The 12,037-nt window shown below is 66.5% G+C and carries 14 protein-coding genes; 9 read left to right on the forward strand and 5 right to left on the reverse strand.

Going from position 1 to position 12,037, the window contains the following annotated elements:
* The first annotated feature begins 139 nt into the window (after window positions 1-139).
* From phaR to glmU, 4 genes are all read left to right on the forward strand, one after another.
* Window positions 140-691 (forward strand): polyhydroxyalkanoate synthesis repressor PhaR, encoded by a 552-nt coding sequence (phaR, locus tag NNY25_RS05485; RefSeq protein WP_265570343.1) that lies wholly within the window; start codon window positions 140-142, stop codon window positions 689-691.
* Window positions 688-1,086, forward strand: a complete 399-nt coding sequence (locus tag NNY25_RS05490; protein ID WP_265570344.1) for a hypothetical protein — start codon at window positions 688-690, stop codon at window positions 1,084-1,086. The genes phaR and NNY25_RS05490 overlap by 4 nt, the downstream gene beginning before the upstream one ends.
* 74 nt (window positions 1,087-1,160) lie before the next feature.
* The gene (locus tag NNY25_RS05495) at window positions 1,161-1,679 is read left to right on the forward strand and encodes a hypothetical protein (RefSeq protein WP_265570345.1); all 519 of its coding nucleotides are present in this window, start codon (window positions 1,161-1,163) and stop codon (window positions 1,677-1,679) included.
* An 84-nt stretch (window positions 1,680-1,763) separates the two neighbouring features.
* Window positions 1,764-3,113: a bifunctional UDP-N-acetylglucosamine diphosphorylase/glucosamine-1-phosphate N-acetyltransferase GlmU gene (glmU, locus tag NNY25_RS05500; protein ID WP_265571483.1), complete on the forward strand. Its 1,350-nt coding sequence runs from the start codon at window positions 1,764-1,766 to the stop codon at window positions 3,111-3,113.
* Here glmU and NNY25_RS05505 read toward each other — a convergent pair.
* A complete protein-coding gene (locus tag NNY25_RS05505) occupies window positions 3,110-4,120 on the reverse strand; it encodes a proline iminopeptidase-family hydrolase (RefSeq protein ID WP_265570346.1) in 1,011 nt (336 codons plus the stop codon). The genes glmU and NNY25_RS05505 overlap by 4 nt on opposite strands.
* 104 nt (window positions 4,121-4,224) lie before the next feature.
* Between NNY25_RS05505 and glmS the strand changes: the two genes are divergently transcribed.
* The gene (gene glmS, locus NNY25_RS05510; RefSeq protein ID WP_265570347.1) at window positions 4,225-6,048 is read left to right on the forward strand and encodes a glutamine--fructose-6-phosphate transaminase (isomerizing); all 1,824 of its coding nucleotides are present in this window, start codon (window positions 4,225-4,227) and stop codon (window positions 6,046-6,048) included.
* Window position 6,049: 1 nt separating this feature from the next.
* On the opposite strand, the gene NNY25_RS05515 is transcribed toward glmS, so the two are convergent.
* A complete protein-coding gene (locus NNY25_RS05515; RefSeq protein ID WP_265570348.1) occupies window positions 6,050-6,943 on the reverse strand; it encodes a LysR family transcriptional regulator in 894 nt (297 codons plus the stop codon).
* A gap of 152 nt (window positions 6,944-7,095) precedes the next feature.
* Between NNY25_RS05515 and NNY25_RS05520 the strand changes: the two genes are divergently transcribed.
* The 4 genes from NNY25_RS05520 (at window position 7,096) to alr (ending at window position 10,115) form a co-directional block, all read left to right on the forward strand.
* Window positions 7,096-7,386, forward strand: coding sequence for a UrcA family protein (locus tag NNY25_RS05520; RefSeq protein ID WP_265570349.1), 291 nt, complete (start codon window positions 7,096-7,098; stop codon window positions 7,384-7,386).
* Between the two features lie 72 nt (window positions 7,387-7,458).
* Complete coding sequence (locus NNY25_RS05525) at window positions 7,459-8,694, forward strand: bifunctional alpha/beta hydrolase/OsmC family protein (RefSeq protein ID WP_265570350.1); 1,236 nt, start codon at window positions 7,459-7,461, stop codon at window positions 8,692-8,694.
* Window positions 8,691-9,074 carry a GFA family protein gene (locus NNY25_RS05530; RefSeq protein WP_265570351.1) on the forward strand — a complete coding sequence of 128 codons (384 nt, stop codon included), beginning with the start codon at window positions 8,691-8,693 and terminating at the stop codon, window positions 9,072-9,074. The genes NNY25_RS05525 and NNY25_RS05530 overlap by 4 nt, the downstream gene beginning before the upstream one ends.
* A gap of 9 nt (window positions 9,075-9,083) precedes the next feature.
* Entirely contained in the window at window positions 9,084-10,115 is a 1,032-nt protein-coding gene (alr, locus tag NNY25_RS05535) for an alanine racemase (RefSeq protein ID WP_265570352.1), read from the forward strand.
* 33 nt (window positions 10,116-10,148) lie between these two features.
* Here alr and NNY25_RS05540 read toward each other — a convergent pair whose 3' ends face one another.
* From NNY25_RS05540 to dapB, 3 genes are all read right to left on the reverse strand, one after another.
* Window positions 10,149-10,499, reverse strand: coding sequence for a tetratricopeptide repeat protein (locus NNY25_RS05540; protein ID WP_265570353.1), 351 nt, complete (start codon window positions 10,497-10,499; stop codon window positions 10,149-10,151).
* 137 nt (window positions 10,500-10,636) lie between these two features.
* Window positions 10,637-11,290 carry an endonuclease III gene (nth, locus tag NNY25_RS05545; RefSeq protein ID WP_265570354.1) on the reverse strand — a complete coding sequence of 218 codons (654 nt, stop codon included), beginning with the start codon at window positions 11,288-11,290 and terminating at the stop codon, window positions 10,637-10,639.
* A gap of 1 nt (window position 11,291) precedes the next feature.
* On the reverse strand, window positions 11,292-11,981 hold the full coding sequence (gene dapB / locus NNY25_RS05550) for a 4-hydroxy-tetrahydrodipicolinate reductase (RefSeq protein ID WP_265570355.1): 690 nt from the start codon (window positions 11,979-11,981) through the stop codon (window positions 11,292-11,294).
* Window positions 11,982-12,037: the final 56 nt, after the last annotated feature.

Raw genomic sequence — 12,037 nt, forward strand, 5'->3', positions numbered from 1 at the left:
GCTCCTTGTTCGCTGGGGGTCTGCAGAAGGTTACACCGAGCGTTTTTCGCGATGATTATGTTGCGCAACATGAGGCTTATGTTGCGGTGCGGAAGGTGCAGGGCTAGGCTCGTTCGTTCATGCCGCGAAGGAGCCATGAATGGCCAAGACAAAGGGCGACAAGGTCGTCATCAAGAAATACGCCAACCGCCGTCTCTACGACACCGAGCGTTCGGCCTATATCACGCTCGACACGCTTGCCGGGATGATCCGCGAGGGCCGCGACGTAGAGGTGATCGATGCCAAGTCGGGCGAGGACATCACCCACCAGGTGCTGACCCAGATCATCGTCGACGAGGAAGCGGGCGGCGCGGGCATGCTGCCGGTCTCCTTCCTGCGCCAGCTGATCAGCATGTATGGCGGCAACATGCAGGGCGCGGTTCCCAACTATCTCGAAGCGGCGATGGACGCCTTCAAGCAGCAGCAGGCGGCGATGATGGGCGGATCGATGGGCGCGGGCGCGTTCGACGCCTCGGCCTTCACCGACATGGCGCGGCGCAACATGGAAATGTTCCAGTCCGCCGCAAGCGCCTTTTCGGGCGGCAGCGGCGCGGCCAAGTCCGCACGAGCCGACGAGGCGTCGAAGGATGCCGAACTCGCCGCGCTCAAGGCGGAGCTGGCGGCGCTCAAGGCCAAGGTCGACAAGCTTTGATCCTGCCCGCGCTGGCCCTGTTCGTTGCCGACATCCCGGTAGTCGAGGCGTGGCGCGACCGCGGAGTCGCCCCGGGTACGTGGACCTATGCCGCTGCCCCGCTCGCGAGCGTCGCGAGCTATGGCGGGCGGGTCGAGGTGCGCTGCGACAAGATGACGCGGCGACTGAGCGTCGTTCTCGACGGACAGGCGATGCCGGGAACCCGGCTGCTGATCTCGACCACCAACGGCGATCGCTGGCTGCCTCAGCCGGCCGCGTGGCACGCTTCCGACGCGATCGGCGACTGGATGGCGTTCAGCCGGGGCCGTATCCTGTTCCTCGAAGAAGGACACATGCCGCTCGTCGTCCCGTCCTGGCCAAGGCTTGCGCGGGTCGTCGAAGACTGCCGCGTCTGATCGAAAAGGGCGCAAGACGGAACGTTTCGGGCCTAGAATAGTCTTGTTTTGTGAAGCAGCAGACGGAGGGTGACATGGCTAAGAAATCCACCAAGACCAGCGGGACCCGTGCGAAGAAGCCCGACTTCGATTTCGACAAGCTGACCAAGATGGCGCTGAGCCGCGAGATGCTCGCGGCCGGCCTGACCGCGGCTGCCGCGATGATCGCGGCCAGTCCCAAGGCGCGCGCCAAGATCAAGAATGCCGGTGTCGATGCCGCCGACCAGATGAGCAAGGCGACCAGCGCGGCGGTCGAGAATGCGACCAGGCTGGGTGCGGTCATCGCCGAGGCTGTGGCCGATGCGGCCCAGCGCGCCATGTCGGGCGACTGGCTCGACGAGGATGCCGCCAAGCCGGCTGCCAAGAAGGCGGCGCCGAAGAAGAAGGCGCCTGCGCGAAAGACGGCAGCCAAGAAGCCTGCGGCCAAGAAGCCTGCCGCCAAGAAGGCGACTACCGCCCGCAAGACGGCTGCAGTCAAGAAGCCCGCCGCCAGGAAGCCCGCGGCGCGCAAGACGACCGCGAAGAAAGCCGCACCCAAGGGCAAGGCCAGCTAAGGCCCGATCGATCGCTCCGCACGGCGGAACGACCGTGAAACCGCTTGGAAAAGCGGGCGCGCCCGTGCATGAGCGCTGCCCATGATCCAGATGCGCGAATTTGCCGTCGTGATCCTGGCGGCCGGCCAGGGCACGCGAATGCGGTCCGACACGCACAAGGTGCTGCACCCGATCGCCGACAAGCCGATGCTGCTCCACCTGCTCGACACGGTCGACGGGCTGGGGGCCACGCGGCGCGTTGTCGTCGTCGGCAAGGGCCGCGACCAGGTCGAGGCCGCGCTCGCCGGTCGCGAAGTCGCGACCGCGCTGCAGGCCGAACAGCGTGGCACCGGCCACGCCGTCCAGCAGGCCGAAGACGCGCTCGAAGGCTTCGAGGGCCCTGTCGTCGTGCTCTACGGCGACACGCCGTTCGTCACGCCCGAGACGCTGACCCGCATGCTCGGTCGCCTGTGTGCGCACGACAATCCCGCTGTGGTCGTGCTGGCGTCCTCGCCGGCAGACGCCAAGTCGTACGGTCGCGTCATCCTCGGAGAGGGCGACCGCATCTCCAAGATGGTCGAGTTCAAGGACGCCAACGAGGCGGAACGCGCAGTGCGCCTGTGCAATTCGGGCATGATGGCAGCGATGAAAGGCGATCTGTTCGACTGGCTGGGCAAAGTTGGTAACGACAATGCGGCAGGCGAATTCTACCTGCCGGACGTGGTCATGGTCGCGGCCGACGAAGGCCGCCACTCGGTTGCGATCGAGGGCGAGGCGTTCGAGACCGCGGGCGTCAATTCGCGCCGCGAGCTGGCCGACCTAGAACATGACTGGCAGCAGCGCCGCCGCGCCCGGGCGCTCGACGAGGGGGCAACGCTGGTCGATCCCGATAGCGTCTGGTTTAGCCACGACACCAAATTGGGCCGCGACGCCACCATCGAACCGCATGTCGTGTTCGGTCCCGGCGTCGAAATCGCCGACGGCGCGACCATCCGCGCCTTCTGCCACATCGAGGGTGCGAGCATCGCGGGCGGCTGCGAAGTCGGCCCGTTCGCGCGCCTGCGCCCCGGCGCGGTGATGGAAGAGAGCTCCAAGGTCGGCAATTTTGTAGAGATGAAGAAGACCCGCCTGGGCAAGGGCGCCAAGGCCAACCACCTGACCTATCTCGGCGATGCCGAGATCGGCGCGAAGGCTAATATCGGCGCGGGCACCATCACCTGTAATTATGACGGGTTCGGCAAGTATCGGACCCAGATCGGCGAGGGCGCCTTCATCGGGTCGAACAGTGCGCTGGTCGCGCCGGTGTCGATCGGCGACGGCGCGATCGTCGGCGCGGGCAGCGTCGTGACCAAGAATGTCGAGGCCGACGAACTCGCCATCGCGCGCGGCGAACAGCGCGGCCTCAAGGGCTGGGCAGCCCGCTTCCGCGAACGCCAGAAGGCGAAGAAGGGCTAGTCCTTCATCTTCTCCAGGAACGCGATCAGGCCTCCGAAGTAAGTGTCCTGATCGTCGTACATGGAAAGGTGGCTCCCCTCGGTGGCGAGGAGTTCGCCTTTCGGCAGGGTCTCGGCCATCCACGCCATGTGGGCCGGATCCATCGTGTCGTACTTGCCCGAAATGACGAGCGTGGGCACGTCGATCTTGTGGAGATCGGCGGTGCGGTCCCAGTCGGCCAGCCGACCGCTCGCTCCCATCTCGCTCGGCCCCTGCATCAGCGTGTAGATGTGCATGTTGGCGCGCGAGAAGGTGCGGAGCAGGCCGTGCGGCCATTGATCGTGCGGACGCCGGATCACGTGCTGCTCGTACCACATCGGAACGAGCGTTTCCTCGTAGCGCGGATCGTCGGTCTTGCCTTCTTTTTCGAGCTGCAGGACGAGCGCAACCTGCTCGGGATCCTTTTGCGGGATCAGCACGTCCTTCGCATAGGCATTATAGGCCGGGATCGAGGCCATCATGTTCGAAATGACCAGGCATTTGACCTTGTCGGGATGGGCGAGCGCATATTCGATCGCGAGGATGCCGCCCCAGCTCGTTCCGAACAGGCAGAAGTTGGACGCATCGCCGTCGATCGCCTCGCGCACCTGGTCGACTTCATCAACATAGCGTTCGATCGTCCACAGGTCGTCATTGTCCGGCCGGTCGCTCCAGCCCGAGCCGAGCTGGTCGTACTGATAGAATTCGATGCCCGTCTGGGGGAGATAGGCATCCATCACCTCGAGGAAATCGTGCCCCATGGCGGGGCCGCCATGGAGCAGCAGCAACTTGTAGTCGGGATTGTTGCCGTGCCGCTTCAGCCAGACCTTGAAGGTGCCCGCCTCGGTCTCGATCGGAAGCATGGTGACGCCCCCCGACCAGCTGTCGGGACGACCCTTCGTCTCGTAGTAGGAAGCGGGCGGCGCATCGGCGCTCGCAGGGACCGAAAGGGCGAGGGCGGCAACCGCGGCAAACAGGCTCGAACGCATGGCAATTCCCCTGCAATATGTGGGGCGAACGCCTCCTTGTGCCTTGCCCCTCCAACGTGCATAGCAGCGCCCGTTCAAGCGAGGAAGGAGCGCAAGCAGGCCCCATGTGCGGAATTGTCGGGATCGTGGGCGACAGGCCCGTGGCGGATCGCCTGTTCGACGGGCTCAAGCGGCTCGAATATCGCGGCTATGACAGCGCCGGCATTTGCACGCTCGACGAAGGCGACTTCGATCGTCGCCGCGCCGAGGGCAAGCTCAACAATCTCGCCGCCGTGCTCGCCGACAAGCCGCTCCACGGGACGACGGGGATCGCGCACACGCGCTGGGCGACCCACGGCGCGCCGGTGGTCAAGAATGCGCACCCGCATATCGTCGGGCCGGTCGCGATCATCCACAACGGCATCATCGAGAACTTCAAACCGCTGCGCGCCGAACTCGAAGCCGAGGGACGCACCTTCGAGAGCGACACCGATACCGAGGTCGTCGCGCACCTCGTCGCCCGCGAGATCGAGGGCGGGGCCGAGCCGCGCGACGCGGTGGCCGCCGTCCTGTCACGCCTTCACGGCGCGTTCGGCATGGCCTTCCTGTTCCGCGACCATCCCGGTCTCATCATTGGCGCGCGCCACGGCTCGCCGCTGACGGTCGGCTATGGCGAGGGCGAGAATTACCTAGGGTCGGACGCGATCGCGCTCGCGCCGCTGTCGCAGCGCATCGCCTATCTCGACGATGGTGACTGGGTCGTGCTGACGCGCGACGAGATCGAGATCTACGACAAGGACAACCAGCGCGTCGAGCGCGAGATCGTCCTGTCGGGTGCGTCTGCCGCCTCGGTCGAGAAGGGCAATTACCGCCACTACATGCAGAAGGAGATCTTCGAGCAGCCAATCGTGGTCGCCCAGACGCTCCAGTCCTACGTGCGCCCCTACGAGGGCAAGGTGGCGCTGCCCGACAGCGACCTCGACCTGTCGTCGATCCGCCGCGTGACCATCGTCGCGTGCGGCACCAGCTTCTACGCGGGCATGGTCGCCAAATACTGGATCGAGCAGTTCGCGCGCGTGCCCGTCGACATCGATGTCGCAAGCGAGTTCCGCTACCGCGAGCCGGTGCTCGAGAAAGGCGGGCTCGCGCTGTTCATCTCGCAGTCGGGCGAGACCGCCGACACGCTCGCGGCGCTACGCCACGCGCAGGAAGAGGGGCAGATCATCGCCGCGGTGATCAACGTGCCGACCTCGACCATGGCGCGCGAGGCGGACATCGTGCTGCCGACCCATGCCGGCCCCGAGATCGGCGTCGCCTCGACCAAGGCCTTCACCTGCCAGCTCGCGGTGCTCGCCGCCTTCTCCGCCAACCTCGCCCGCGCAAACGGGCGGATGAGCGAGGAAGAGGAGGCCGACTTAGTCGACCGGCTGCAGAAGGTGCCCGAGATCATGAACGAGGCGCTCGATCATGACGAGGATATCGCTGCGATGGCGCACCTCGTCGCGCCGGCGCGCGACGTGCTCTATCTCGGCCGCGGCCCCGACTATCCGCTGGCGATGGAAGGCGCGCTGAAACTCAAGGAAATCAGCTATATCCACGCCGAAGGTTATGCGGCGGGCGAGATGAAGCACGGCCCGATCGCGCTGATCGACGACGCCGTGCCGGTGATCGTGCTCGCCCCCTCGGGACCCTTGTTCGAGAAGACCGTCTCGAACATGGAGGAAGTTCGCGCGCGCGGCGGCAAGATCATCTTCGTCTCGGATGCCGAAGGCCTCGAGAAAGCGGGCGAGGGCTGCCTTGCGACGATCGAGATGCCCAAGGCGCACCCGCTGATCCAGCCGATCGTCTACGCCATCCCCGTGCAGCTGCTCGCCTATCACGTCGCGGTCGCCAAAGGCACCGACGTCGACCAGCCGCGCAACCTCGCGAAATCGGTGACGGTCGAGTGACCTAGGGCAGGCCGAGCGCGCGGGCGCGCTTGGTCAGCTCGTCGCCCAGATAGCTCATCACCGCGCGCACGTGCGGCGCGGCCCGGACGCGTTCGTGGGTGACGAGCCAGATGTGGCGCTTGACCGGATTGGACGGGAAGCACTGGATCAGCAAAGGGTCGTCGCCGACCGCGAAGACCGGGAGCGCAGCCAGCCCGGCGCCCGACCGCACCGCCGCCAGAAGGCCCGAGGTGCTGTCGTAGGTCATCACCGGCTCGACGCCCGGTGCATGGGTTTCCAGCCAGCGCTCGTAGATTTCCCGGATGCCGGGCGCGCCGCCCCCGACCACGTGGCTGTTGACGATGTCGCGGACGCTTCTGGGCTTGCCATGGTCGGCCGCATAGTGCGCGCTGCAGAAAAAGGTCCAGCGATCCTCGCAGATGCGCCTGGCGATCAGCGCGTCGCCCTTGATCGCGTCGTCGACGCGAAAGCCGATGTCGGCTTCCCCCTTGCCCAGGTCGCGGATCGCTGAGGAATGATCGAGTTCGATGCGGATCTCCGGATGCGTCTGCTTGAAACGGACGAGCAGCGGCGTGATCGCGGCTGCGGAATAGACCTCGTTGGCGGTGAGGCGGACCGTTCCCGACAGGCTTCTGGCGCTTGCCGCGGCTTCGGCGGCCACCGCGTTCGCGGCCTGCTCCACCGCCCGCGCGAGATCGAGCAGGCGTTCGCCCATCTCGCTCAGCCGGTAGCCCGACCGTTGCTTCTCGAACAGCGCGTGACCCAGCGACGCCTCGAGCGCGTGAACGCGGCGCGCGACCGTCGTCTGGTTCGCGCCGAGCGCGCGCGCCGCCTTGAGCGTGCTGCCCGCCTCGGCCACGGCGAGGAAATATCTGAGGTCGTTCCAGTCGAACATGCCGAGAAGATAGCGTGCCTCGTGAGTCCGCGCATCTGCAAAAATGCAGAACGTGCGGGCGATCTTGTGGCTGCCGGGCGTGAAATTCGAGGCGTAAATGGAGTCCCCATCGGGTCGCCGGGCGTGGCGGTCCCCAAAATGGGAGAAGACCAATGACCAAGTTGATGATGAGCATGGCAGCGCTGGCAAGCCTGGCGATCGCCGTTCCGGGCGTAGCGAATGCCGAACCCGTCCGCGTGAGCGTCCAGGTCGCCGACCTCGACCTTTCGAGCGCCGAAGGCCGCGCAACCGCCGAGCAGCGTGCCCAGCATGCCGCCGCCGACGCCTGCGGGGACCGTTCCTCGGCCGACCGCATGAGCGGCCCCGCGATCAAGCAGTGCCGTGCCGACGTCGTCGCCGACGTTCTGGCCAAGGCGCGTCCGGTCCAGCTCGCCAAGCGCTAGGCAAGTGCATCGCTGGCTCCCGAGGGGGCGGAACTCGGAGGGGTTCCGCCCCTTTGTGCATCTGGAGGCTGCATGCACAGTACTGAAGTCTTTCGTTTCAAGGGCGCCGAGGGGCAACAACTCGACGGGCGGCTCGAACGCCCGCGCTACGGGGCCCCGCGCGCGGTGGCGATCTTCGCCCACTGCTTCACCTGCACCAAGCAAAGCCGCGCGGCGACCTTCATCAGCCAGGCCCTCGCGGCCAAGGGAGTGATGGTGCTGCGTTTCGACTTCACCGGGCTCGGCAAGAGCGAGGGCGAGTTCGCCGACAGCGGCTTTCTCACCAATGTCGACGACCTCGTCGCGGCGGCCGACGCGCTGCGCGCGGCGGGACACGCGCCGAACCTCCTCGTCGGGCACAGTCTCGGCGGGGCCGCGGTCATTGCCGCCGCGCCGCGGATCGAGGAAATCCGCGCAGTCGCGACCATCGGCGCCCCGTTCGACACCGCTCACGTCCTCGGCCATCTCGGCGACCAGCTAGACGCGGTGAAGGAAGAAGGCCGCGCTGCGGTCGAGATTGCGGGCCGCGAATTCACCGTCGGCAAGGCGTTCGTCGAGCAGGCGATGGGCCAGCCGCAGGCAAAGCGGCTCGCCAACCTCGACCGCGCGCTGCTCGTCATGCACGCGCCGGGCGACGAGGTGGTCGGGATCGACAATGCCCGCGCTATCTTCAAGGCCGCCAGACACCCCAAGAGCTTCGTCAGCCTCGACGAGGCCGACCATCTCCTTACCGCCGATGGCGCGGCGCATTATGCCGCCGAAATGATCGCGGCATGGATGACTCGCTACATCGCCGATACGCCGCATGAGGACGAAGAGCCGCCGCTCGAGGGCGTGGTAAGGGTCGAGACCGCGGGCGGCAAGTTCGCGCAGCACGTCACCACCGCGACCCACGGCTTCATCGCCGACGAACCCAAGGCGGTGGGCGGCGAGGATGACGGGCCGACGCCCTACGACCTCCTCCTGTCGGCGCTGGGCACCTGCACCGCGATGACCGTGCAGATGTATGCGCAGCGCAAGAAGTGGCCGCTGACCTCGGTGCGTGTCGAGCTCGAACATAGCCGCGAACATGCGCGCGACTGCGAAAGCGACGTGGCGGGCGGCGAGGACCGGATCGAGGCGATCGACAAGACGCTGGCATTCACCGGCGACCTCGACGAGGATCAGCGCACGAAGCTGATGGAAATCGCCGACAAGTGCCCGGTGCACCGCACCCTGCTTGGCGAGATGCACATCCATTCGACCCTGCTCGGGAAGGACGAGACGTGAAGATCAAGGGGGGATGCCATTGCCGCGCCGTGCGGTTCGAGGCCGAGGTCGGCGCGCCGCCGCTCCCCGTGCTCGACTGCAACTGTTCGGTGTGCCGCATGACCGGCTTTCTCCACCTCGTCGTCCCGCACGACCGGTTCGCGCTGCTGTCAGGCGAGGAGGCGCTGACCTCCTACCGCTTCGGGACGGGGACGGCCGAACATCTCTTCTGCCGTCATTGCGGCGTAAAGAGTTTTTACCAGCCGCGCAGCCATCCCGACGCGTGGAGCGTCAACGCGCACTGCCTCGACGAGGGGGTCGCGCTCGACGTCACAGAGTTCGACGGAAAAAACTGGGATGCGGCCAAGGCGACGCTCGACGACAGCGATGCCGCTGGCTAGGGCAGGGCCGTGACCCACAAGCCGCTGCGCCTCCACCTCGATTCCGATGCCCTTGTCGCCAATTGGCGCTGGTTGCAGGAGCGCGGCGGCGCGCCCGCCGGCGCGGCGATCAAGGCCGACGGCTATGGCGTTGGCGCGCGCGCGGTACTCGACAAGCTGGCCGAAGCGGGCGCGCGCGACTTCTTTGTGTCGACCTGGGACGAGGCGGAGGCGCTCGGCGACCTGCCCGAAGGCGTCCGTCTGGCCGTGCTCCACGGCGTCGGCCCGGACGATGGCGAGGCGGCAGCGAACAGCGCGGCACGCCCGATCCTCAACAGCATGGCGCAAGTCTCCCGCTGGCGCGCGATGGCGCCCGAGCGGCCCTGCGACCTGATGGTCGATACCGGCATGAATCGGCTCGGCCTGTCGCTGGAGGATCTCGGGACCGTCGAGGGGCTGACGGTCGACACGCTCCACAGCCATCTCGCCTGTGCCGACGAGGATCATTCGATGAACACGCGCCAGCTCGAGCGTTTTCGCGACGCGAAGGCGCGGTTCGACGCGGCCCGTTACAGCCTCGCCAATTCGGCCGGTACCTGCATCGGCCCCGACTATGGCTTCGACCTCACCCGCCCGGGGCTCGCCCTCTACGGCGGTATTCCGCGCACCGAAGCTCGCGGCCATATCCGGCCCGTGGTGACCCCCGAAGCACAGATCCTGCAATTGCGCACACTCAAGGCGGGCGAGAGCATCGGTTACGGTGCCACCTTCGTCGCCGATCGCGACACACCCGTCGCCATCCTCAATATCGGCTATGCCGATGGCTATCCGCGCAACCTGTCGGGCCACGGCCACGTGCGCCTCGCCAACACCAACCTCCCGCTGATCGGGCGCGTGTCGATGGACCTCGTCGCGGTCGACATCACCCGCTCGCCCGACTGGCGCGAAGGCGACTGGCTGCCGCTCGACTTCGATCTCGAACAGGTCGCCGAGCAGGCCGGCCTGTCGCAATACGAGGTGCTGACCGGTCTCGGGACGCGATACGGGCGCCGCTGGAGCTAATCCGGCGACGCCCGCAGGTGAGGGGAACCGAGCTTAATCGTCGAGCTGTGAAAGCGCGGCCTGCGCCAGCTCGCGCGAACTCGCGACCGACCCATCGGCCAGTACCAGCGCGACATCGCGTGCGTCGGCGGCGCGGGTGAACATGACCTTGGCTTCGGCAGCGCGGCCGGTTTTGGCGAAGACATGTCCCAGGTTGATGAGGCGCGCGGGATCGTTGCGGCTAACCCCGTTGGCCTTGAGAAGCTGCGCCTCGGCCTTTTCATAATCCTGCGCAACGATCGCATCGAAGCCGAGCGCGCCTTCGCGATAATTGACTTCGCCGCCATCGGCGAGGGCAGGGGTGGCCAGAAGGGCGGCCATACCGGCGAGGATCATCGTGCGCATGGTCGTCTCCTCAAGCTGTCGTTGCCCGACATACTACAGGAGAGTCTCGATATTGCAAAGGAAAAGTCATGGCTATGTCATTGATTCGTAACAATATTGTAACAATTAGGCCGAGGTCGTGCTAAATCGTTGAAGGCTCACTTTTTCTTCGGCATTGGCGCGGGCGTCTTGGGCTTGTAGGCGCACAGATCCACCACCACGCAGCGCCAGCATTCCGGCGTGCGCGCCTTGCAGACATAGCGTCCGTGGAGGATCAGCCAGTGGTGCGCGCCCAATCGGAAGGGCTGGGGCGTGACCTTGTCGAGCGTCTTCTCGACGGCAAGCGGGGTCTTGCCCCGCGCCAGGCCGGTGCGGTTGCCGACGCGGAAGATATGCGTGTCGACCGCGAACGTCTCGTGCCCGAAGGCGCAGTTGAGAACCACATTGGCGGTCTTGCGCCCGACGCCCGGCAATTTCTCGAGCGCCTCGCGCTCTTCGGGCACTTCGCCGCCATGCTCGTCGACGAGAATCTGCGCGGCCTTCATCACGTTTTTCGCCTTCTGGTTGAACAGGCCGAGGGTCTCGATGTGCGCCTTGAGCCTGTCCTCGCCCAGATCGAGCATCTGCTGCGGCGTCTTCACCTTTTCGAACAGGGCGCGCGTCGCCTTGTTGACCCCGACATCGGTCGACTGCGCCGACAGCGCGACCGCGACCACCAGCTGGTACGGGTTGCCGTAGGCGAGTTCGGTCTCGGGGTTGGGATTGTCCTCGGCGAGCCGCGAATAGAATTCGAAAATGTCGGCCTTCTTCATGTCAGCCGATGACGTCGCTCATCGCATAGAGGCCGGGCGACTGGGCCTTGAGAAAGCGCGCCGCCGCGATCGCGCCGCGCGCGAAGATGGCGCGGCTTTCAGCGCGGTGCGAAAGAATCAGCCGCTCGTCGGGGCCGAGAAACAGGACGTCATGATCGCCCGCGACAGTGCCGCCGCGCACCGCCGCGTAGCCGATGCTGCCGGTCTCGCGCGCCAGCCCGGTGCCGCAGCGGCCCATCTCGTCCTTGGCGTCCTCGTCGCGTCCGCGCTCGGCGGCAAGACCGAGGTGGAGCGCGGTGCCCGAGGGCGCATCGGCCTTCTTCCTGTGGTGCGCCTCGAGGATCTCGATGTCCCAATCGTCACGGCCCAGCACGCGCGCGGCGCGCTCGACCAGGTCGGCGAGCAAGGCGACCCCGAGCGAGGTGTTGGGGGCGTAGAGGACGGGAATGTCCTGCGCGGCGCTCGCGAGCAGGTCCTTATGTCCTTCGTCGAGCCCGGTGGTGCCGACCAGCAGCGGCATGCCCGCGCTGACTGCCGCATCGATGCTCTGGCGCAGCGCGTCGGGGGCGGAGAAGTCGACCAGCACGTCGCCGCCTTCGGTGACGATGGAAACGCCTTCCTCGCGGGCGGCGTCGGCGATCGCCCGGCCCATGCGGCCGTCGGGGGCGAAGAGATTGAGCGAAAGGGCCATGATCGATTGATTGGCGCGTTCGGCCCTGTTGTGCAACCGGCGACGCGACGATGGCC

It is taken from the genome of Sphingomicrobium nitratireducens (assembly GCF_026157035.1).
GTDB lineage: Bacteria > Pseudomonadota > Alphaproteobacteria > Sphingomonadales > Sphingomonadaceae > Sphingomicrobium > Sphingomicrobium nitratireducens.

What these genes read in the sequence shown, in the direction of transcription:
- NNY25_RS05495 (WP_265570345.1), top strand. Translation starts at nt 1,161, where the DNA reads ATGGCTAAGAAATCCACCAAGACCAGCGGGACCCGTGCGAAGAAGCCC.
- dapB (WP_265570355.1), bottom strand. Translation starts at nt 11,981, where the DNA reads ATGGCCCTTTCGCTCAATCTCTTCGCCCCCGACGGCCGCATGGGCCGG.
- NNY25_RS05540 (WP_265570353.1), bottom strand. Translation starts at nt 10,499, where the DNA reads ATGCGCACGATGATCCTCGCCGGTATGGCCGCCCTTCTGGCCACCCCT.
- NNY25_RS05525 (WP_265570350.1), top strand. Translation starts at nt 7,459, where the DNA reads ATGCACAGTACTGAAGTCTTTCGTTTCAAGGGCGCCGAGGGGCAACAA.
- glmS (WP_265570347.1), top strand. Translation starts at nt 4,225, where the DNA reads ATGTGCGGAATTGTCGGGATCGTGGGCGACAGGCCCGTGGCGGATCGC.
- phaR (WP_265570343.1), top strand. Translation starts at nt 140, where the DNA reads ATGGCCAAGACAAAGGGCGACAAGGTCGTCATCAAGAAATACGCCAAC.
- NNY25_RS05505 (WP_265570346.1), bottom strand. Translation starts at nt 4,120, where the DNA reads ATGCGTTCGAGCCTGTTTGCCGCGGTTGCCGCCCTCGCCCTTTCGGTC.
- NNY25_RS05520 (WP_265570349.1), top strand. Translation starts at nt 7,096, where the DNA reads ATGACCAAGTTGATGATGAGCATGGCAGCGCTGGCAAGCCTGGCGATC.
- nth (WP_265570354.1), bottom strand. Translation starts at nt 11,290, where the DNA reads ATGAAGAAGGCCGACATTTTCGAATTCTATTCGCGGCTCGCCGAGGAC.
- NNY25_RS05515 (WP_265570348.1), bottom strand. Translation starts at nt 6,943, where the DNA reads ATGTTCGACTGGAACGACCTCAGATATTTCCTCGCCGTGGCCGAGGCG.